This is a genomic window from Pseudomonas syringae (assembly GCF_001698815.1).
In the GTDB taxonomy this organism is placed as follows: Bacteria; Pseudomonadota; Gammaproteobacteria; order Pseudomonadales; family Pseudomonadaceae; genus Aquipseudomonas; species Aquipseudomonas syringae_A.
In genome coordinates, this window is sequence record NZ_LGSI01000068.1 from 18370 (window position 1) to 39373 (window position 21004).

General features: G+C 57.6%; 19 protein-coding genes and 1 tRNA gene. 10 read left to right on the plus strand and 10 right to left on the minus strand.

The window, feature by feature from the left end; all coding sequences use genetic code 11:
* Positions 1–115: 115 nt before the first annotated feature.
* The gene (locus AFK24_RS23680) at positions 116–814 is read left to right on the plus strand and encodes a hypothetical protein (RefSeq protein WP_065835540.1); all 699 of its coding nucleotides are present in this window, start codon (positions 116–118) and stop codon (positions 812–814) included.
* Between the two features lie 33 nt (positions 815–847).
* Here the strand turns inward: AFK24_RS23680 and AFK24_RS23685 are convergent, their stop codons facing one another.
* A complete protein-coding gene (locus AFK24_RS23685) occupies positions 848–2131 on the minus strand; it encodes an NAD(P)/FAD-dependent oxidoreductase (protein ID WP_065835541.1) in 1284 nt (427 codons plus the stop codon).
* A 185-nt stretch (positions 2132–2316) separates the two neighbouring features.
* Here AFK24_RS23685 and AFK24_RS23690 point away from each other — a divergent pair.
* From AFK24_RS23690 to AFK24_RS23700, 3 genes are all read left to right on the plus strand, one after another.
* Positions 2317–2393, plus strand: a tRNA-Val gene (locus AFK24_RS23690).
* Positions 2394–2726: 333 nt separating this feature from the next.
* Positions 2727–4244, plus strand: a complete 1518-nt coding sequence (locus AFK24_RS23695) for a DUF2235 domain-containing protein (RefSeq protein WP_065835542.1) — start codon at positions 2727–2729, stop codon at positions 4242–4244.
* Positions 4245–4754: 510 nt separating this feature from the next.
* Positions 4755–5186 (plus strand): nuclear transport factor 2 family protein, encoded by a 432-nt coding sequence (locus tag AFK24_RS23700; RefSeq protein ID WP_065835543.1) that lies wholly within the window; start codon positions 4755–4757, stop codon positions 5184–5186.
* 94 nt (positions 5187–5280) lie between these two features.
* Here the strand turns inward: AFK24_RS23700 and AFK24_RS23705 are convergent, their stop codons facing one another.
* On the minus strand, positions 5281–5646 hold the full coding sequence (locus AFK24_RS23705) for an NUDIX hydrolase (RefSeq protein ID WP_065835544.1): 366 nt from the start codon (positions 5644–5646) through the stop codon (positions 5281–5283).
* Positions 5647–5911: 265 nt separating this feature from the next.
* A complete protein-coding gene (locus AFK24_RS23710) occupies positions 5912–6292 on the minus strand; it encodes a hypothetical protein (protein ID WP_065835545.1) in 381 nt (126 codons plus the stop codon).
* A gap of 273 nt (positions 6293–6565) precedes the next feature.
* On the opposite strand from AFK24_RS23710, the gene AFK24_RS23715 reads away from it, so the two are divergent.
* Positions 6566–6772: a hypothetical protein gene (locus tag AFK24_RS23715; protein ID WP_065835546.1), complete on the plus strand. Its 207-nt coding sequence runs from the start codon at positions 6566–6568 to the stop codon at positions 6770–6772.
* Positions 6773–6782: 10 nt separating this feature from the next.
* Complete coding sequence (locus tag AFK24_RS23720; protein WP_065835547.1) at positions 6783–7031, plus strand: hypothetical protein; 249 nt, start codon at positions 6783–6785, stop codon at positions 7029–7031.
* 7 nt (positions 7032–7038) lie between these two features.
* Here the strand turns inward: AFK24_RS23720 and AFK24_RS23725 are convergent, their stop codons facing one another.
* The gene (locus AFK24_RS23725) at positions 7039–7644 is read right to left on the minus strand and encodes a hypothetical protein (RefSeq protein ID WP_139110574.1); all 606 of its coding nucleotides are present in this window, start codon (positions 7642–7644) and stop codon (positions 7039–7041) included.
* Between the two features lie 247 nt (positions 7645–7891).
* Here AFK24_RS23725 and AFK24_RS23730 point away from each other — a divergent pair, with 247 nt between their 5' ends.
* From AFK24_RS23730 to AFK24_RS23745, 4 genes are all read left to right on the plus strand, one after another.
* Positions 7892–9229 carry an MFS transporter gene (locus AFK24_RS23730; protein ID WP_065835549.1) on the plus strand — a complete coding sequence of 446 codons (1338 nt, stop codon included), beginning with the start codon at positions 7892–7894 and terminating at the stop codon, positions 9227–9229.
* Complete coding sequence (locus tag AFK24_RS23735) at positions 9210–10139, plus strand: 2-hydroxyacid dehydrogenase (protein WP_065835550.1); 930 nt, start codon at positions 9210–9212, stop codon at positions 10137–10139. Before AFK24_RS23730 ends, AFK24_RS23735 begins: the two co-directional genes overlap by 20 nt.
* Before the next feature lie 189 nt (positions 10140–10328).
* Complete coding sequence (locus AFK24_RS23740) at positions 10329–13226, plus strand: sensor domain-containing phosphodiesterase (protein WP_065835551.1); 2898 nt, start codon at positions 10329–10331, stop codon at positions 13224–13226.
* A 169-nt stretch (positions 13227–13395) separates the two neighbouring features.
* Positions 13396–13953 carry a hypothetical protein gene (locus tag AFK24_RS23745; protein ID WP_065835552.1) on the plus strand — a complete coding sequence of 186 codons (558 nt, stop codon included), beginning with the start codon at positions 13396–13398 and terminating at the stop codon, positions 13951–13953.
* 137 nt (positions 13954–14090) lie between these two features.
* On the opposite strand, the gene AFK24_RS23750 is transcribed toward AFK24_RS23745, so the two are convergent.
* From AFK24_RS23750 to AFK24_RS23775, 6 genes are read right to left on the minus strand one after another with little or no spacing between them, the layout of a single operon-like run.
* Positions 14091–15029 carry a carbohydrate kinase family protein gene (locus AFK24_RS23750; protein ID WP_065835553.1) on the minus strand — a complete coding sequence of 313 codons (939 nt, stop codon included), beginning with the start codon at positions 15027–15029 and terminating at the stop codon, positions 14091–14093.
* Between the two features lie 32 nt (positions 15030–15061).
* Positions 15062–16543, minus strand: a complete 1482-nt coding sequence (xylB, locus tag AFK24_RS23755; RefSeq protein ID WP_065835554.1) for a xylulokinase — start codon at positions 16541–16543, stop codon at positions 15062–15064.
* A gap of 7 nt (positions 16544–16550) precedes the next feature.
* The gene (locus AFK24_RS23760; RefSeq protein WP_065835555.1) at positions 16551–18035 is read right to left on the minus strand and encodes a mannitol dehydrogenase family protein; all 1485 of its coding nucleotides are present in this window, start codon (positions 18033–18035) and stop codon (positions 16551–16553) included.
* An 18-nt stretch (positions 18036–18053) separates the two neighbouring features.
* Complete coding sequence (locus tag AFK24_RS23765) at positions 18054–19157, minus strand: ABC transporter ATP-binding protein (RefSeq protein WP_065835556.1); 1104 nt, start codon at positions 19155–19157, stop codon at positions 18054–18056.
* A 36-nt stretch (positions 19158–19193) separates the two neighbouring features.
* A complete protein-coding gene (locus AFK24_RS23770; protein WP_065835557.1) occupies positions 19194–20027 on the minus strand; it encodes a carbohydrate ABC transporter permease in 834 nt (277 codons plus the stop codon).
* Positions 20028–20037: 10 nt separating this feature from the next.
* Complete coding sequence (locus AFK24_RS23775) at positions 20038–20946, minus strand: carbohydrate ABC transporter permease (RefSeq protein ID WP_240500452.1); 909 nt, start codon at positions 20944–20946, stop codon at positions 20038–20040.
* Positions 20947–21004 lie beyond the last annotated feature (58 nt).

Here is a 21004-nt window from a genome sequence, read left to right on the forward strand (position 1 = left end):
TGGCATAGCCAGCCGCACTGACTGCGCTATCAGGCTATACCCGTGCGCTGTGTCGCCCTATGATCGGCGTTCGAGTCAGGCCGCAGGTGGCCGACGTCTGTTGAAGTGAGTGAACATGCTACCGGTATTCCTCCGATCACCCATGGTTGGCACGAAATGGAAAGTTCTGGCTGTTGCCGTTGTCTTGAGCCTGGTCGGCTGTGCTTCAGCCCTTACGCCTGAAATCCAGCGGCTGCCGGACCGGGTTGAGCTCAATAACGTACCGTTCTTTCGCGGCAATGCTTATCAAAGCGGACCTGGCGCACTGGCCAGCATGTTGGCGAATCAGCGGGTCCAGATAACTCCGGGTTTGCTCGACAAGCCGCTGCAACTGCCGGGCGGCGAGGGCAGGCTTGAGCAAAGTATGCCGAAGCTGGCACGCGAGTATGGTTTCCTCGTGTATCCCCTGGATGACGGCTTGCAATCGCTGCTGACGCAAATTTCCGCCGGGTATCCGGTCATGCTGCGCTTTTCCGAGGGCACCGTCCTGAAAGAGCCGCGCTACGCCGTGCTGGTGGGCTACAACCGGATCAAGCAGACGGTGTTGCTGCATGCGGGCATGAACCGTCGGCTCATGATGAGTTTCAGCAGTTTCTCATCGGCCTGGGAAAATGCGGGAAGTTGGGCGGTGTTAATACAAAGTCCGCGTCAGCTGCCTGCCAACCTGAACGAACCGCGATGGATAGAGGCAGCGGACGATCTGGCCCAGGCGGGTCAGGAACAGGCAGCCGGCGAGGCCATCAAGACATTGAAGGCACGCCAGGCCGCTAACTGAGTTAGGGTGGTGCAAGGCGCCGCCCTCGATGCATCAAAAACCCAGCTTGTCTCTCAGGCCGTAATACCAAGCGCCTAGAGCAGTCAGTGGCGTACGCATCAACTTGCCACCGGGGAAAGGGTAGTGCGGCAGTCCGGCGAATGCATCATAGCGTTCGGCCTGACCGCGCAACGCTTCGGCCAGCACCTTGCCCGCCAGATGCGTATACGTCACGCCATGACCGCTGCAACCCTGCGAATAATAAATATTGTCGCCAAGCCGCCCGACCTGAGGCAGGCGGGATAGCGTCAACAAGAAATTCCCGGTCCAGGCGTAGTCAATCTTCACGTCCTTGAGTTGCGGAAAAGCCTTGAGCATCTTTGGCCGGATGATCGCTTCGATGTTGGCCGGATCACGGGCGCCATACACAACGCCGCCACCAAAGATCAGGCGTTTGTCCGCAGAAAGACGATAGTAGTCCAGCAGATAATTACAGTCTTCGACGCAGTAATCCTGCGGCAGAAGTGTCTTCGCCAGCTCGTCGCTCAAGGGTTCGGTGGTAATGACTTGCGTGCCGCAGGGCATGGACTTGGCGGCCAGTTCCGGGACGAGATTACCCAGATACGCATTGCCCGCGACAATGATGAACTTGGCGCGAACCTTGCCCTCGGAGGTATGCACCACAGGGTTGGCGCCTCGCTCGATGCGAATGGCAGCCGATTGTTCATAAATCGTGCCGCCCAAAGATTCCACCGCAGCAGCTTCCCCCAGCGCAAGATTCAACGGATGGATGTGCCCACCACTCATGTCGAGCATGCCGCCTATGTATTGGTCGCATGCCACCACTTCCCGAATACGGGCTTGATCCATGAGTTCCAGCTGAGTGTGCCCGTAGCGTTCCCAAAGCCGCTTCTGCGCTTCAAGGTGGCCCATTTGCTTGGGTGTCAGCGCGGCGAAGACACCGCCATCCTTCAAATCGCACTGGATCTGATACCTGGCAACCCGATCACGAATGATCGTAGCGCCCTCGAATGCCATCTGCCCCAGCAGCTGCGCCTGCCCAGGCCCGACTGTGCGCTCGATAACATCGATATCACGGCTGTAACTGTTGACGATCTGTCCACCATTGCGGCCCGACGCGCCAAAGCCAACCTTGGCCGCCTCCAGCACCGTTACCCGAAAGCCGTGTTCCAGCAGAAAGAGCGCGCTGGACAAACCGGTATATCCCGCGCCAATCACACACACGTCTGTTTCCACCTCGCCCTGCAATTGCGGGCGAGGAGGGGCTGAATTGGCCGAAGCTGCGTAATACGACTGCGGATAAAGAGTGTTCGCCATCCTTTAACCTCCGTTTAATATATTTTACGAATGGCCCGATCCTACCGGAGATCAAAAAACTGCACCAGCCAGCGACGGATTAAAGGGGAAAACCGGAAATCCTAAAAAATACGCATATTCATAGAGTTAGCGTGAAAAAAGGTGTTGACACACATTTAGATATCCGTAGAATGCCGACCCACAGCAGGCGCGTAGCTCAGTTGGTTAGAGCACCACCTTGACATGGTGGGGGTCGCTGGTTCGAGTCCAGTCGCGCCTACCAAACAAAATCCGGTCCTGCTGCCGGTCTAGAAGGGCTCACCGAAAGGTGGGCCTTTTTTTGTTGTCTGCGATTTGCAAAACCTTTGCAAATCCCCGTCGTCGAGGACCTACACACCCTTGACGCCCGCTACTGCCTAAACTTGAATCTATCTATCGCTGGATATAAGTGGTCAGCACACTCCTCCATGTTCGAGGTGGCAGGTGACCACGTTAGATAGGCGTACTCGATAAGATTACAGTCGCTGTTGGTGTTATGTGTCGGTACATCCATCAGTTCGTGCATGGGGAATAACGTCAATCCTTACAGCCTGGCTCGAGCAGGCAAGGAACCCCCATGGCAAACATTGTGATTTGCTGCGACGGCACCTGGAATACCCCTGATCAGCTGGATAAGGGCGTTCCAGCCCCTACCAACGTAGTCCGGCTTTACAATACTTTGGCCGAAGCGGATGAACTCGGGCAGCGACAGGAATATTACTACCATCCCGGCGTGGGGACCTCGGGCAAGTGGTGGGACAAGAAGCTTGGCGGTGGCACCGGGGCAGGGCTGGACCAGTACATCAAAAGCGCCTATCAGAAGCTGTGTTACAGCTACTCACCTGGCGACGATATTTTCCTTTTTGGCTTTAGCCGCGGTGCCTATACGGTGCGAAGCCTGTGCGGGTTCATCGGCCATTGCGGGTTGTTGAAGATACGAGACCTGGAGCCTAACGAAGTTTGGACTCGCATCGAATCACTGCTCAAGCTCGGGTACCGGCGCAAGCTGGAGACTCGCGCAGATTGGGATGACCGGGGCTGGACGTTTCACAACTCTGCAGATGCGGACATACCCATTCGGTTTATCGGTGTCTGGGACACGGTGGGGGCGCTAGGTATACCGGATGATATGGCGCTGCTGAATCTACTGGACGACCGCAATCGCTACACGTTTCATGACACCACGCTGCACGACGCAGTACGCACTGCCCGACACGCCCTGGCGATGGACGAAAGGCGGGCATCGTTTCAACCGACGCTCTGGACCGATGTACCTCCAGCGCGTGACCTCAAGCAACTCTGGTTCCCCGGAGTACATTCGGACGTAGGTGGCGGTTACCGTGAGAATGGTCTGGCCGATGGCGCATTGAAATGGATGATCGAAGAGGCCGCGCAATGCGGGCTTGAATTTAACAAGGCAGTTGCGCAGATCAAACCGGACTACCACGACATGATGCATGACTCCTGTGATGGTGTATTCGGTGTTTTACCCACGCTACCTCGAAGTATTTCGCATCTCACAGATGAAACAACAAGCTTTCACTCTTCCGCTTTGCAGCGCCAACAGGACCCACCCATCAGTCAATCTCCCTATCGCAGGGCGCGCCAGTTCGAGCCGCCGCTACCTCTTGCACTGGACATTTCATCGCGCATAGCCTGGAACGAAACGGGTGTATGGCTACAGGCCGGCGTGACCTACAGGTTCAGTGCGTCTGGTGAGTGGTTGGATGGTTCAGTGCGCTGTGGTCCCGAGGGAACGGCTGACGGGAATTTCCAGCCCGCAGAGTTGGCGCATTTGCTAAGCAGCGCCTGGGGGAAAGTAGAGACGTTGTACGGCAAGGTCTTCAACAACTCCGATGCCAATTTCCACCTGACCAAGCGCCACGAACCTTACCCGTGGTTTTGTCTGGTGGGTGCCATTGCCAACAGTGATGGAGTGGATGGGAAGGGATATCTGAGAAAACCCGAGACGTTTGTGATTGGACTCGGTTGCACCTACACACCGAAACGCTCGGGGTACTTATACGCTTATGCCAATGATGCCTGGAATTGCTACGACAACAATCAGGGCCATGTCGCACTCAAGATAAATTAACGCAGCTATGGGTGCATGCTTGCTCTGATTGCATTAGCTCTCTGCTGGGAGGTCTGGAAGGGCCAACCGAAAGGTTGGCCCTTCTTTGTGGGGGGGCATTTGAGAAAACGATCTTCACGACCGGATTCTCAAGTCGCAATACCCGCTCATCCGCCACGCTCGCTCCACGTGAACTGCATTTATTCTTGTCACCTGCATCTGTTTCGAAATCTGCTCCGCTCTGACAATGGTTGCGCCAAGTCGCTTGGGCCCCTGATCAACGTTCGGGGGTTTCGAGTTGGCTTGGCCGACAACCTGTCATTGAGTAGGAGACATGATGGCCAAGCTCGCGTTTTTCATGATTGGATTTCTGGTGTTGACCATTGGAATCGCCCTCCTTGCGACGATCCCGCCGACATAGCTGTCTGGCGTGTGCGCTGGCCCTTGTCACCTTCATCGGATCTGCTATGTTGTATGACGTCGTATAAATCTGTTGCATCTCTGCGTCATCACAACAATAAGGAATCATCAATGAAGAACTACAAACTGCTGCTCGGTTTTTTGTGTCTGTTCGGCGGCTACGTAGCCACCGCTCACGCCTCTGACGAAGCTGACGTCGAAAAGGCGGTAGATAAGCTGACCCAAGCGATGTGGCACAAGGACATAGCCGAACTGCAGGCGCTGACGGCGGACAACCTGACTTATGGTCACTCCAGCGGCACCATTCAGGACAAGAAAGCGTTTATCTCCGATATCGAGACAGGCAAAAGCGCGTTTCAGGAACTGAAGATGCTCAATCAGAAAATTACCCTGTCCAACGACACTGCGCTGGTTCGCAATCACTTCTCCGCTCAGGCCATCAACAGCGGAAAACTGGTGCCAACCGAGATCGAGAACTTCCAGATCTGGCAGAAGCAGGGTGGGAAGTGGTTGCTGATTGGTCGCCAAGCCTTCCGTTTCTGATCGTTGGCTCATGTTCTGTCCGGCAGTGGTCTGAACATGGCAATCCGACATGAAATCGCATAAGCGATGACATGCGTCTGGGAGCGGGTTTATTTCAACCCGCTTGCCTGGCGTAGGACTTTACGATGGCTTTGGTGGCCGAGCTGGCATTGAGTTCGCTGACGTTTTTCATGTGCAGCCACTTGCAGGCCGCAATTTCATTTTGCGGCAAAGGCTTGGCAGACGCCGAGACCTCTGCCATGAAAATGTGATGAATGATTTTGTCTTTTCCGTATTCGGCCAGATAGATCAATTCAAGATCCTCCAAACCGGTTTCCTCGCTGAGTTCCCGAATCGCTGCTTGTTCGGGCGTCTCACCGCTTTCGATTTTACCGCCAGGCAATGCCCATCTTGATTTCGGTTTGCGCACATAGAGAATCATGCCGTCGCGCTTGCAAATCACTGTCGCTCGTTCTTTCATATCTGCTCTACCTTTTCACACGACCAATGGTCACTGCGGGTCGTTTTTGCTTGTACGTGCTGTGCTCGAAGGTAAATCAGTCATTTCGCCGTCATGAATCCACTGCTATAAATTCACTGTCATAAATCCTTCACATTCATTGTCAGAGCATTAATGATGCCAAGTGCGGTGCATATTTGTTTTCGAAAAAAAGCCCGGTGGAAGACCGGGCTGGTGAAATCGCTCTGGGCAGTTTGCTGCCGGGATGGCTTTCGCCATCAACCATCTATTCATGACTGCTGAAGAAATCCGGTTTCGCTACGGAGCCGGCGATCCTGCGATAAGTCTGGTCATCCGTGGCTGCCAGGAACTTTCTGCCATCCTTTAATGTTGCCCAGAACGTGACTTCTGTTTCTTCCCCGGCCAGGATGAGACCCGCCGCTGCGCCCATAGGGCCCAACATCAGGGCGCCTGCGAGTCCCAGGCCAATCGCGTCTTCTACTTTTTTACTGGATGCCTGGCTGGCGATTGCTACCGATTTGAGTGCCTTGCCCGGAATCTGAATACCAGGCCAAGGATGCAGGGGCGTCTCGATTCTGATTGCGCCGGAAATATACTCCCCATCACCCTGAAGAAAGTCACCCGCTAATACTTTGATCTTAGCCATGTGATATCTCCCTGTTTTCAACGAGAAGAATGATTCCGCGCCCCAAAAAAGTGCGTGTCAAGCGCACGGGGACGAAGCGCTGACTCACTTGAGTAACAGGAAATTGCAGTCGTCTGCAGCGTGCGGAATAGAGCAGGCGGGCGCGTTACGGCCGGTAGTGACCGGTTGTCGGACAACTTCTGCCAATCCACGACTGCGAGTGTCCATATCAATTACAGGGCAGTCGCAAAGCTGCCATCGGCTACGAAGTACGCTTGAATGGATGGAACTGTTATGACGCTTCGCAACGATTTTCAAAGTCAGGCAAATGCGTTGATGGTAGAGCTGGACGACTCCACTTCAGTGATGATGGGTATGGTTTACTCCCACCAGACGACAGGTCCGGTTTGGGAGGCGGCGTCCATGCGCCAAAGTACCTCGTTCGGTCGCCTGGCCGCTTTCCTCAAGCGCTCGGATCATTTCGGCCTGGCTTTGGGCTGAGCGAGGTCTTATGGCTGAGCTTTATACGCACCTGGTCGCTTATCGATTCAATGGCGAGCAGCGGGAACAGTCGTTCGAACTGACCGCTGCCGCGCTGCCCGCGCATGTCGCTGCATTGCATCTATTGCAGTTGCACTTCGGCGATTCGGAAAACAGCCTGATCATGCCTTCTGCTGATTCAGCGCCCGACGAGATTGTGCGGCAGGCGCTGCTGCTCGGTATTTCTGATATCCACACCGAGCCCGCAGCGCCGTTATAAAAGCGGGCTACATCGGCGGCGTCACGCCGTCCTTGCCTGCAGATATAGCCTGTGCCGACAAGCTGCCATCTGCGGCCTTCTGGGCAAACATCACAACCTTAACCCCTGGCTTCAACAAACTTCTGTCCCCCGGAACCAGATTTACAATTGGCACGTCCTCAGGAATGACAATCGTCTTCTGCCCGCCCTTGTAGTTCACCGTGATTGAGCGCCCGTTGCTGGTGACCAGATCGCCCACCGCACCATTGGTCATGGTGCTGTCCTTGGCCAGATCAAACGGGCGGTGCCCATCTCCGGTGCCGGCCATTTCCGGGGGGAAGACGTGGATTTCCAGCGCCTTGAGTGTGCCGTCGGGCAGCGGAACGGCGGCCGAGCCGATGTAACTGCCCGGTTTGATGTCAGCGACCTGCGCCAGCGTGACCCCGCGAACCTGGGTTTCCTTCAGCAGATTGACGGTCAGATCTTCACCTCGATTGGTGCGGACCTTCAACACGTCACCTTCAATCGCAGAGATCGTCCCACGCACGCCCACTCTTGGTGCCGGAGCATCCTGCGCAACGCTCTGGCTGGCGCCCAACAGACAAGATGTCAGTACCGCGGTGGACAAAAGCATGCCGCGCAATGACTTGCCGAGTAGAAAGCTCATAACGGATTTTACCTGTGAGTCGATCGAGGAGATTGGAGCTTACACCCAATAACAAATCCTGCCGTAAATCACATCCCATATAATGGGATGTAAATTCATATATTGAAATATATAAACATCTCGTCTAAGGTCGCTTGCAACGGTTTCGCCGACTGGTGCCTTCAAGGCCAGTGGTCCCGACAATAAAGACAAAAAAGACAACAGAGGGCTGTTTATGTCCAATCCCATCGAGACTGGCCTGCATGCCAGCACCATCGGAAGACTCAACTTGAAGTTGATTCCGTTTCTGATGCTGCTCTACATGGTCGCTTACATCGACAAATCGAATATCTCCGTCGCTGCACTGCAAATGAACGCTGACCTGGGCCTGACCGCACGCATGTACGGGCTGGGCGTAGGACTGTTCTTCCTCACCTACATCCTGCTTGAAGTGCCCAGCAGTCTGATCCTTACCAAGGTCGGCGCGCGGCGCTGGATCGCCAGGATCATGATCACCTGGGGCATCGTTGCCGCGGGGATGTGCCTGGTGCAGACCGCCAATCAGCTTTACGTCATGCGCCTGTTATTAGGCGCAGCGGAGGCCGGTTTCACGCCCGGTATCATCTATTACCTGTCCCAGTGGTATCCAAAGACTGATCGCGCCAGAGCCATGTCGTTTTTCTACATTGGCGCAGCGCTGGCTTCAGTGATCGGGTTGCCGCTGTCCGGGGCATTCCTGCACATGGACGGGATCTTTGGCGTCAGCGGCTGGCGTTGGCTGTTCCTGCTTGAGGGTATTCCGGCGGTAGTACTGGGCATTGTTGTGCTGCGTTATCTCCCGGACTCGCCGGAAAGCACCCACTGGCTGGATGCGGCGCAGAAGAAATGGCTGGCGCGCACGATTGCCGCCGAGCAGGCCACGACACCGATTTCTCATAAAGACGCCTGGCACGTTGCGTTCCGCAATCGCCGGGTTTGGCTGCTCAGCCTGTTCTGGTTGCTCCAGGCGTTTGGCACCATCGGGATCACGCTGTTTCTACCGCTGATCGTACAGTCGGTATCGAAGCAGGGCTCCTTCACCGTGAGCGTCATGTCGGCGCTGCCATTCTTCGTCGCCTGTATTTTCATGTACTTCAACGGCCGTCACTCGGACAAATCGGGCGAGCGTGGCTGGCACTTGGGTGGGCCGTTGCTGGGCGCTGGCGTGCTGTTGGCGTTGGCGGTGTTCAGCGGTAATCAATGGCTTTCCTACGGGATGCTGGTACTGGCCGTAGGCCTCAACTGGGCGGCGACGCCAGTGTTCTGGGCAACCACTACTGAATACCTCTCCGGCCCTGCGGCGGCTGTTTCCATTGCCTTGATCAACTCCATTGCCAACCTGGCCGGACTGGGTTTACCGCCTGCCATGGGCTGGATCAAGGATGTTACCGACAACTACGACTATGCCTTGCTGCTGGTTGCCGGGGCGTTGCTGGCAGGCGGTGTTCTGGGGATTTATCTCGGAACGGGGAAAACTCCTACGGTTGCTCAACCTGTTATTCAAGGGAATGTTGATGAAATCTCACGTGCTTAAAATTGCCCGGCTGCCGGATTTGCTCAATGAGCGTTTGTATGCCCAGTACGACGTAATTGACGCCACGGAAAACCCTGCGGACCTGCCCGCCAACGCATTCAGCGTTCGCGCGCTGTTGGCCAATGGTGAATCCCGGGTCAGTCGTGAGTTGATTGAAAAACTGCCCGAGCTGGAAATTATCGTGGTATTCGGCGTGGGTTACGACGGCGTGGATGTCCAGGCCGCCAGGGAGCGGGGCATCCGTGTGACGCATACGCCGGACGTGCTTACCGACGATGTCGCTGATTTCGCCATGGCATTGCTGTTGGGCATCGGGCGTCGCACCGCCGACGCTGACCGCTTCGTACGCGCCGGAGCATGGTCCGACGGGCCGTTTCCTTTTACCCGGAAAGTCAGCGGTGCCCGATTGGGCATCATCGGTCTTGGCCGTATCGGCAAAGCAATCGCGCGTCGTGCGGCGGGGTTCGACATGCGCATCGCTTACACCGGTCGCAAGCCTCAGGACGTGCCTTATGACTTTTTTGCCTCAGTCGTTGAGCTCGCTGCGGCAGTGGATTTCCTGGTGATCGCAGTGGGCGGCGGTGAAGAGACGCTGCATCTGGTCGACACTGAGGTTCTGAATGCCTTGGGCCCGCAGGGCATTCTGATCAACGTCGGGCGCGGCAGTGTGATCAATGAAGGCGCGTTGGCTGCCGCGCTGCGGGACAAGCGCATCTACGCCGCAGGGCTGGACGTTTTCGAGAACGAGCCGCAGGTTCATCCGGATTTGCTGGGCCTGGATAACGTATTGCTGACGCCGCATATGGCCAGCGCGACTCAGGATACTCGCCAGGCGATGGCGGACCTGACGTTGAGCAACCTGGCGGCGTACTTCGCAGGGGAAGCGTTGCCGACACCCATTCCGGAATAACACCCAAAGCGCAGGTGCAGCCTGACAAGCACCGACGACTTTCATACTCATTTACGACATTGTTTTGCCCGTGAGTGATAGAGAAGTGAAATAACTCAACTTTCTTACAGGTCAATCGAATATCCCGCTTGCGCCGCCCAACACCCGCCGCGAATATAAGCCCTTGCGGTTTCTGGTTATGGAGCTTTCATGAACGTACCTCCCTTGGCCCATGACCAGAGGCGTCCCGACCATGGCAAAGGTGCAGCAGCGGAATTGATTGCGAGCATGGAAGCGTTAACCCCCATAGCGAGTCAGGTCACTATCGAGACGCTGCTCCTGGCTGCCAAAAGCCAGGTGGCGGATGTCCCTTGGGCCGTTTACGGTGCTGGCGAACCCATGTATTTGTTGGGACACGGATCGGCACTACCCGCGCTCGATTGGCCAGCCAGTCTCCAGGCCAGTCAGCTCGACGTGCTGTGCCGGACTCGGCGATTGCACCGCTGGCCTGCCGGCAGAGGCGAGGAGGCGCTGGGCTGGTTGCTGGCTCCTCAAGAGCAGTACGCGAACCCGGAGCTGGCCACTCTGGCTTTGCAGGTTGGCTACCAATTGCAGACCCAGGCGTTGGCGCGAGCGCAGATTACCCAGCGAGTGTTATACGAGATCACTTATCTGGCCAGCACGACCCGGCATCGCGGCGCGTTTCTGGAAGGCGTACACAAAGAACTCGCCACGCTTATCGACGCTGAAAACTTTTACCTGGCCCTTTACGATGCGGGCACCGGCAAAATCACCTATCCCTATTACGTCGATATCACCGATGTCGATGCTCTTGAGCCTGAAGCGCACGAATACCTGGACCCGTCCCAGATATCGATGACCGGCTATGTCTTGACCAGTGGTCAGCCGCTGTTCGTCGATGCGGCGGATATCGAACGTGCCAGCCAGGAAGAGAAGTTTTTTTGCCTTGGTCATCGGCCCGAGTTCTGGATGGGGGCACCCCTCAGAAATGCTTCCGACGATGTCTTCGGCATGCTGGCTATGCAGGTTTATGACGTGTCGCGGGTCTACAGCGCAGAAGATCGCGTGTTGTTCCAGGCCGTTGCGCGTCATGTAGCCATGGCGCTGGATCGTATTCTGCACCGCGCAGACCTCGAACGAACCGTGCTGTTGCGCACCCAGGAGTTGTCCGCGCTCAACGCCGCGTTGCGTCAGGAAGTGCTCGATCGTGAGCGCGCCGAACATTTGCAGAGCGCTTTGTTTCAGATTGCCGAGCTATCGAGCCAGCCGGGAGACATGGCTGAGCTGTTTCACAGTCTGCATTTGATTGTTGGCGAGTTGCTGGTTGCGCTGAACTTCTATATCGCGCTGTATGACACCGCGACCTGCGAAGTGACCTTTCCCTACTACGTTGACGAGCGATTGACCAAGCGGCCGTTGCCACGGCGGGGCCAGCGTGGCTATACCGAATATGTGATCCGTCAACGGCGTGCCTGCCTGATCGACAGTGACGATGCCCTGCGCCTTGAAGCTGTTGGCGAGATCGAAATAGGTAACGAGGACAATCGATCATCGTCCTGGTTGGGGATACCGCTGTTCGAAGGTGATGACGTTCGCGGTGTGCTCGCGGTGCAAAGTTATTCGCCGCTGGTGAGCTATTCATTGCGTGATCAGGAACTGCTGACCTTTGTTTCGCGCCATATCGACACCGCGCTGTCCCGACGCAGCGCCGCCGAGGCTGTACACACTGACAATCTGCGCCTGGAAGCCAGAGTTCGCGACCGTACTCGCGAACTCGATCAGGTCAATGCCAGATTGCAGCACGAGAACTCGCACGATTCCCTGACGGGTCTGCCCAATCGCACCCATCTGCAGCAGCGCCTGCATGCCGCCTGGCAGGATTTCCGCGACCACGACCAGCCGATGGTGGTGATGTTCATCGACCTGGACCGCTTCAAGCTGGTCAATGACAGCCTTGGGCATCATTTCGGCGACCTGCTGCTGACTCAGGCAGCGGACCGCCTGCGCAGCTGCATGCGTGAGAGCGATTTGCTGGCGCGGTTGGGCGGCGACGAGTTTGCCGTGCTGGCAGTCAGCGCGACGCTGGATAGGGCCGTTGGTATTGCCCAGCGAATTCTCCAAGCCTTCGATCTGCCGTTTCGTGTGGACGCGCATGCGGTGTTTTCCTCGTGCAGCATCGGTATCGTCGGCGCCGACAGTCAATTCCATCAGGAGCCCACGGACCTGCTGCGCGACGCCGATATGGCCATGTACCGGGTCAAGAATGGCGGGCGTGACAGCTTTGCGGTGTTCAATCAGGAGCTGCGCCGGGAAGTGTCCGACCAGGTCGAGCAGGAAGGCGCATTGCGCAATGCGCTCAAGCGCACCGACGAGCTGATACCGTATTTCCAGCCAATCATCAGCATTGAAACCGGTAAGATACTGGCCCTCGAAGCACTGATTCGCTGGCGCCAGCCTGATGGGCGAGTGGTTGCCCCTGGGCATTTTCTGCCGGCTCTGGAAGGCTTGCGCCTGATCGGACGTTTGGATCAGTACATGTTGCAGTGTGTCATCGCCATTCTGGCGCAGCCGACCAACAGCCACTGGCCGACCGTTCATGTGAACTGCTCCAGCTACAGCATTACCCGTCCGGAGTTTGCCGGGGAACTACTCGCCATGTTGCAACGTTACGACGTTGCCCCGTCGAGGATTTGCCTGGAGTTGACTGAAGGTGCGCTGGTTGCCGAGCCGGAACTCGCCCGGCAATCCATGAAACACCTTGCCGACCATGGCATGTCAGTGGTGCTGGATGATTTCGGCGCGGGCTTCTCCTCGCTCAGCTACGTCCATCAATATCACTTCAGTGGTTTGAAAATCGACAAGTCGTTCATTCTTGAACTCACCACCAGTGCGCGCAGCCGGGCTATCGTGCGGGCCATTGTGCGAATGGCGCAGTCTCTGGATCTGACCGTTGTGGCGGAAGGCGTGGAAGACGAAGCGACTCTCGATCTGCTGCGTGAAATCGGCGCGGGTCAGGCGCAGGGCTATTACTTCTCCGTACCGTTGCCGCAGGAGCAATTGCTCCTGAGTAATGATCTCGCCCAGTGAGCGTGCGGCAGTGCGCTGCCACTTGTGGTTGCCCTTTGCCGCTCTCACTGCCTGGAGAGTCGCAGACGCAACGGTGAGACCGCGTAATCAAAGGCCTGTAGCGAAGTTCGTGAAGTGGCACTGGTTTTGCTGCGTTATGCGTACTGCACTTTGCAGCAGGAGGTGAGCGATGAATACAGCCAGCATCAGCACGCTCCATCACTTGGTATCACAAGTGGTAGGGCGCAAGACCCAGGAGGATGTGTCCAAGGACGCATTTGCCGTTCCGGTTGCAGCGGCCAGTCCGGTTCCGGCCGTGGACGCGGTCAGCGAGAACACCAGCGACAGCAGCAAGGATTCAACCTTCGACGAAGCGTTCGCCAAGTTATTGGTGAACCTGAAGGCGTCGACGCAGACGACGGATGCGCAAGCCGCATTTACGCCTATTGCTGTTGATACCAGCATTGCGGCCAAGGATTCAGCCGTGACCAGCGAGGCCGATGTGGCTGCAGCGACGTCTTCGACTTCCTCGGCACAACAGCAATTCATGGACTTCATGAATCTGTCGCCTGCCGAGCAGATGCGCGAGAAGCTGACAGGGGTGAGCAAGGAAGAGTACGAAGCCATGTCGCCGGAGCAGAAATTGTCCGTTGATAACAAGCTTCAAGCCGCTTTGAAAGAACAGCAACAAACAGCGACTGCCGATATCAACGGCAAGATCCTGGCGGCCAGGTTGGCGCTGGTCTAAGGCTTTTCTGAGCAAGCGCGGTCTCGTTGGAGCGAGGCTTGTCCGCGAAGAACGATAACGTGGTGGGTCTGGCCTACCGCGTCGCCTGATTCGCGGGCAAGCCTCGCTCCAACGGTCCGCGTGTTTGCCGCGCGAAATTACCCCAACTGCTGCCGATACGGTAAATCCGGACCGACCTTGGTGCAGGTCAGTGCTGCGGCTTTTACTGCGAATCTGAGCATTTCGTCCAGCGTTTCCCGGGTCAACGAAGGCAAGCTGGCAGGGCTGTCGAGTTGGCGCTCGGTGAGGAAGGTTATCAGCGCTGCCTGAAAGGTATCGCCCGCGCCAACGGTGTCGGCAGTAATCACCGTCTCCGCTGGAATCGACCATGTACCGTGCTGGCGGGTGAAGATGCTTGCGCCCTGAGTGCCGCGCGTCAGGACGACCAGTTGGCAGCGCTTGCCAAGCCAGCTTTGCGCGATGTCTTCAGGACTGCGCCCCGGATAGAGCAGCGCCAGGTCTTCGTCGCTGACCTTAATAATGTGCGCATGCTCGGCAAAGGCGCCAATCTGCTCGCGCCAGCGGACGATGTCCGGGGCCGGGTTGAGGCGTACGTTAGGGTCCAGCGTAATCAAGCGCCGGTCACTTTCCCGTACCACCAGCGCCAGCAAGGTATCGGCTATCGGCTGTACCACCAGGGAAAACGAACCCACGTGGATGCCGCGCACTTCGTCGCTCAGTTCCGGCAGATCGCCGAGTCGCAATTGTCGGTCCGCGCAGCCCTCGCCGCGAAAACTGTAGTGGGGCGAACCGTCGGCACTCACGGCAACCATTGCCAGCGTCGTGGGTGCGTCGAAATCCACCAGATAGTCCGCACGGACGCCTTCTTCATCCAGCACGGTGCGCAGGCGCCGGCCGAGATAGTCCGTTGACAGGCCGGCAAAGAAACCGGAGTCCACACCCAGCCTGCGCAAGCCGACGGCGACGTTGAAGGGCGAGCCTCCGGCAATCGCCTGGAAGCCCAGTGTGTTGCTCTTGCCAGCGCTGCCTGGCTGGCTGAAAAAATCGAACAGCGCTTCGCCACAAACCAGATACATAGGTGCTCCCTGAAAATAGTGCGCCAGCGCCGTCAACCGACCTGCAGCTGGCTGCGATAGTGCTCATAGACGCGTTGATAAGCCGCGACGTTTTGCGCGTGTGGACGGGTTTCACTGGCCGAATCCAGGCTGACGCAACGCGTACACAACTGCTCGAGGGTTTGCTCGCCGTGAGTCGCCTGGGAAAAACACCAGGCGGCCTGAATCGCCGCCCCGAGTGCCGCGGCCTCGCTGTGTTCGGTGCAGATTACCGGAGTGTTCATGATGTCCGCGACGATCTGCCGCCACACCGCACTTTTCGCGCCGCCGCCGATCAGGCGAATGTTCTCGCTGCGTATGCCGTTGGCGCGCAACAAGTCCAGGCCGTAGCGCAAGCCGAATGTGGTGCCTTCGACCACGGCACGACTGAGATTGGCCCGGGTCAGGTTGGTGCTGTCCAGGCCCAGAATACTGCCGGTGGCGTGGGGCAGGGCGGGCACGCGCTCGCCATTGAGGAACGGCAGCATCAGCACACCCTCGGCGCCGATCGGTGCCTGGCTGACCGCCTCGTTGAAGGCTGCGATATCCAGCCCCAACAGTTCGCGAATGGCGCTGCTGGCATTGGTCAGATTCATCGTGCAAATCAGCGGCAGCCAGCCACCGGATGACGAACAGAAGGTCGCGACTGAAGGCTGTTCGCTGACCTGGGGTTGATCGGCGAAGGCGTACACCGTGCCGGATGAGCCGAGACTCATGGTGATCGCCCCCGGTTGAATGTTGCCGGTGCCGATAGCGCCCATCATGTTGTCGCCGCCGCCGCTGGAAACCAGCGCCGAAGGGTTAAGTTCCAGCAACTGCGCGATGTGCGGCAAGATCTGTCCGACCGGTTGCTGCGCTTCCAGCAACTCGGGCAGTGCCCGGCACAAGCGGCCGCTGGGGTCGATGTGCTCCAAAAGCGGTAGATCCCAGTCCCGGGTGCGTACATTGAAATAGCCGGTCCCCGATGCGTCGCCGTATTCGCTGCAGTAACGGCCGGTCAGCCAGTAGTTGAGATAGTCATGGGGCAACAGAATCTTGTCGATCTGGGCAAATACGCCGGGATGTTGCTCCAGAGTCCACAAGAGTTTGGACACCGTATAACCCGGCGCAATGGCGACTCCCAGCCGCGCCAGTGAACCGCTTTCGCCGCCCAGATACTCAAGCAATCGATCGTTTTCCGGGGCGGTTTCGGTGTCGCACCAGAGTTTGGCCGGGCGTAACACCTGGCCCTGGCTGTCGAGTAACACCAGACCATGTTGCTGACCGGAAACGCCGATCCCCAGAATTTCGGCGCCGGAAATGCCTGCCTGAATCAGTGCTTCCTGGGTGGCCTGCGCGAAAGCGTCGAGCCATTGTTGCACGTCCTGTTCGCGGAGCCCGTTGGCGCCACTGATCATGCTGTGGGCAGCAGAGCCCTGGCCCAACACCTTGCCGCTGACGGCGTCGAGCACAATGGCCTTGGTGCCTTGGGTGCCGCAATCGATTCCGAGAAACATGGGCGCCTCAGACGGTTTGGGCCAACAGGTTTTCCAGAGTCTTGCTGACCCCCAGTTCCTTCAGGCTGTTGAGATTGTGCTCAAAGGCGGCAATGAACTCGGCGGACTGCGGGATGGCATTGCCGAAAATTTCTTCGACTTCCAGCAAGCGTTGAGTGATCAGGACGTCATCGGCCACCAGTGCCTTGCAGAACGTGGCACGCGGATCGACAACGGTATAAGGCACGCCATTTTCACCTTCGCTGCGTTGCAGATACACCGCCCAGGCCGCGACGACCAGTGACGCCCGCTCAAGATTGCCTTGATCGAGAATCAGACGGTTGATGGTCGGCACGGTGAACTTGGGAAATTTCGAGGAGCCGTCGGAGCAAACCCGCTCCAACTGGTCGGCAATCGCCTGGTTGGAAAAGCGCTCGATCAGAGTGTCTTTGTAGCCTTCCAGATCGATTCCGGGCACCGATGCCAGCTGTGGCGTGACGTCCAGGTCCATATAAGTGCGGATGTACTGCACAAACAGCGGGTCGTTCATGGTTTCGTGAACGAAGCGATAGCCTTTGAGCGCGCCCAGATAGGTCAGCGCCAGATGGCTGCCGTTGAGCAGCTTGATCTTCATTTCCTCGTAGGGGGTCACGTCATCGGTGAACTGTACGCCGACCTTTTCCCAGGCCGGCCGCCCGTCCACGAATTTGTCTTCCAGCACCCATTGCACGAAGGGTTCACACACCACCGGCCAGGCGTCGTCGATGCCTTTGTCATCCGCCAGTTGCAAGCGATGCGCCGAACTGGTCATGGGCGTAATTCGGTCGACCATGGCGTTGGGGAAGCTCACCTGTTCGGCGATCCAGTCGTGCAGATCCGCATCGCGCAGCGCGGCAAATGCCAGCAGCGCCTTGCGCGCAACCGCGCCGTTGTGCGGCAGGTTATCGCAAGACATCACGGTGAAGGCGGGCGTACCGCTGGCGCGGCGCTTGCTCAGGGCCGCGCAGAGCAGGCCGAACACGGTTTTCGGTTGGTCCGGGTTGGCGAGGTCGTACTGAATCTGCGGCAAATGCGCCATGAACTCGCCATTACTGTCGTCGATACAGTAGCCGCCTTCGGTGATGGTCAGCGAGACGATACGGATCTGCGGGCTGGCCAGTTTGTCAATCAAGGCTTGGATGCCGTCTTCTGCCAGCAACATGCCGCTGATGGCGCCAATCACCCGGGTTTCGGTGTCCGGGGTATCGCCCAGTTCGTACAGCGTGTAGAGAAAATCCTGTTCGACCAGCGCGTCATGCACGGCGCGATCTTCCGGACGCAGGCCGATGCCGCAGATGCTCCAGTCGTGACCTTCGCCGGTGTTCATCAAGGCATCGGTATAAAACGCCTGATGCGCCCGATGGAAACCGCCGACGCCGATATGGGCGATGCCCTGCCGTGTCGCGGCCGGAGAGTAGGCCGGGAGGGCAATGGTTTCTCCCAGTTGGGACAGATTCTGCTTGTTCAGTTTCATGGTGGCGATCTCTAAGACTTAGGCGGCAACCTGCAAGGCTTTGGCAATTACCAGCCCTTGGGCGTCGAATAAATGACAGTGCGCGCTATCCAGATGCAGATTGAGCGTCTCGCCATACTGGCTGGCCAGGTCGCCACGAATACGCATGGTCAGCATCTCACCGGCGTGAGTGCGCACATGGCAATACGTGTCGCTGCCCAGTCGTTCGCTGACGTCGGCGATGACCTGCAACTGGCAATCGCCTTCCCTGGCGAGATTCAGGTGTTCCGGACGGATGCCCAGTGTGACCGGATTGCCCACGCTCATGTGTGCATTGGTGAACGGCAGGCTGATGCGCGTGCCGGCGTCCAGTTCGACTTCGCAGCCGCCGGCCTCGACACGGCTGACCTTGCCCTTGAGAAAGCCCATTTTCGGCGTGCCGAGAAAACCGGCGACAAACAGATTGGCCGGGTGGTGATACAGCTCCAAGGGAGAGCCAACCTGCTCGACCTTGCCGCCGTTGAGCACCACCACTTTGTCGGCCAGGGTCATGGCCTCCACTTGATCGTGGGTCACGTAGATCATCGTCGCTTGCAGCTCTTTATGCAGACGCGACAATTCCAGGCGGGTCTGCACTCGCAACGCCGCATCAAGGTTGGACAGCGGTTCGTCAAACAGAAAGATTTTCGGGTTGCGCACGATGGCGCGGCCGATGGCAACACGTTGGCGCTGGCCACCAGAGAGCTGCTTGGGTTTGCGCTCCAGCAGCGGGCCGAGTTCAAGAATGCGCGCGGCTTCGTCGACTTTGCGTTTGATCTCGGCCTTGTCGCCACCTGCGAGGTCCAAGGCAAACGACAGGTTCTTGCCCACGGTCATGTGCGGATACAAGGCGTAGGTCTGAAACACCATGGCCAGGTCACGTTTGGCCGGGGTCACCTGAGTGATATCACGGCCATCCAGTTCGATGGTCCCGGAAGTTACGTCTTCCAGACCGGCGATCAAACGCAGCAGGGTGGATTTGCCGCAGCCAGACGGACCGACGAAGACGACGAACTCACGGTCGTTCACGTCCAGGTCGATGCCCTTGATTATCTGGTGGCCGTCGAAGCCTTTTTGCAGATTTCTGATAGTGAGATTAGCCATAGCGGTTTCACTCTTATTCTTGAAAGGGGTACAGGTCTATTTCACTGCGCCGAAGGACAAGCCACGCACCAGTTGTTTCTGGCTGATCCAGCCGAAGATCAGGATCGGCGCACAGGCCAGGGTCGACACCGCCGAAAGCTTGGCCCAGAACAACCCTTCGGGGCTGGAGTAGGAGGCGATCAATGCAGTCAAGGGCGCGGCGTTCGATGAGGTCAGGTTCAGCGACCAGAACGCCTCGTTCCAGCACAGAATCAACGACAGCAGCGCTGTTGAGGCCAGACCGCCTTTGCAGATCGGGATCAGTACCTTGAAGATCTCCTGACGGGTGCTGGCGCCGTCCAGCCTTGACGCTTCGAGGATTTCGCCGGGAATGTCCTTGAAATAGGTGTAAATCATCCAGACCACAATCGGCAGGTTGATCAGGGTGTAGATCACGATCAACGCGATGCGCGAGTCCAGCACGCCAAAGGTCTTGGCCAGCAGGTAAATAGGCATCAGCACGCCCACCGGCGGCAGCATTTTGGTAGAGAGCATCCACAGCAGCGTGCTCTTGGTGCGCTTGGTTTCAAAGAACGCCATGGAATAGGCGGCTGGAATTGCGATCAGCATGCACAACGCCGTGGCGCTGAAGGAAATCAGCACCGAGTTCCAGGCAAAGTGGAAGTAGTCGCTGCGTTCCTGGATGTGCAGGTAGTTTTCCAGGGTTGGCATGAAAATGAACTGCGGTGGCGTGGCGAAGGCATCGATCTCGGTCTTGAAGCTGGTCAGTACCATCCAGAAGATCGGGAAGAAAATCAGCGCCGCAATGGCCCAGCACAGCGTGCCGAGCAGCACGCTTTGCAGGCGGCGGGATTGTTTGAGCGTCATCATGGCAGGGCCCTCATGACTTGTCGGTGAGGTTTTTGCCGATCATCCGAATCAGGATGATCGCGGCAATATTGGCAATGACCACGGCAATCAGCCCGCCAGCCGACGCCATGCCCACGTCGAATTGCAGCAGCGCCTGGTTGTAGATCAGGTACGCCAGGTTGGTCGAGGCGAAACCGGGGCCGCCATTGGTGGTGGTGAAGATTTCCGCGAACACCGAAAGCAGGAAGATTGTCTCGATCATCACCACCACGGCAATTGGCCGGGCCAGGTGCGGCAGCGTCAGGTGCCAGAAAATCGCGATGGGGCCGGCACCGTCCAGGCGCGCAGCTTCTTTCTGTTCCTGATCCAGCGATTGCATGGCGGTCATCAGGATCAGGATGGCGAACGGCAGCCATTGCCAGGACACGATAATGATGATCGACAGCAAGGGAAAATGCGCCAGCCAGTCGATGGGCTGAGCGCCAAAGAACTTCCAGACCGAGGCGAGAATCCCGGACACCGGATGGAAAATCAGGTTCTTCCAGATCAGCGCGCTGACCGTGGGCATGATAAAGAACGGGGAGATCAGCAATACGCGCACGATGCCCCGGCCGAAAAACTCACTGGCCTCCAGCAATGCCGAGATCAGCACGCCAAGAATCACGCTGATCGCCAGCACGCTGCCCACCAGCAGCAGGGTGTTGGTGGCGCCCGGCAAAAAGCCGCTGTCGGTGACGAAGTATTCGAAGTTTTCCAGACCGACGAATTCGTTCTCGCCGGGGTTGAGCAGGTTATAGCGAATCAGGGAAAAGTAGATGGTCATGCCCAGTGGCACGATCATCCATACCAGCAGCAACAAAACTGAAGGGCTGACCAGAAACCAGCCGGGTTTGGTCAGATGGCCTTTTTTGGCCTGTGGTTGGTCGCTGGACGATTCCATGCGCGGACTGGCGGCTGAGGTATTCATGATGGCTCCGAACCTGGGTGCAAAAGTGAGC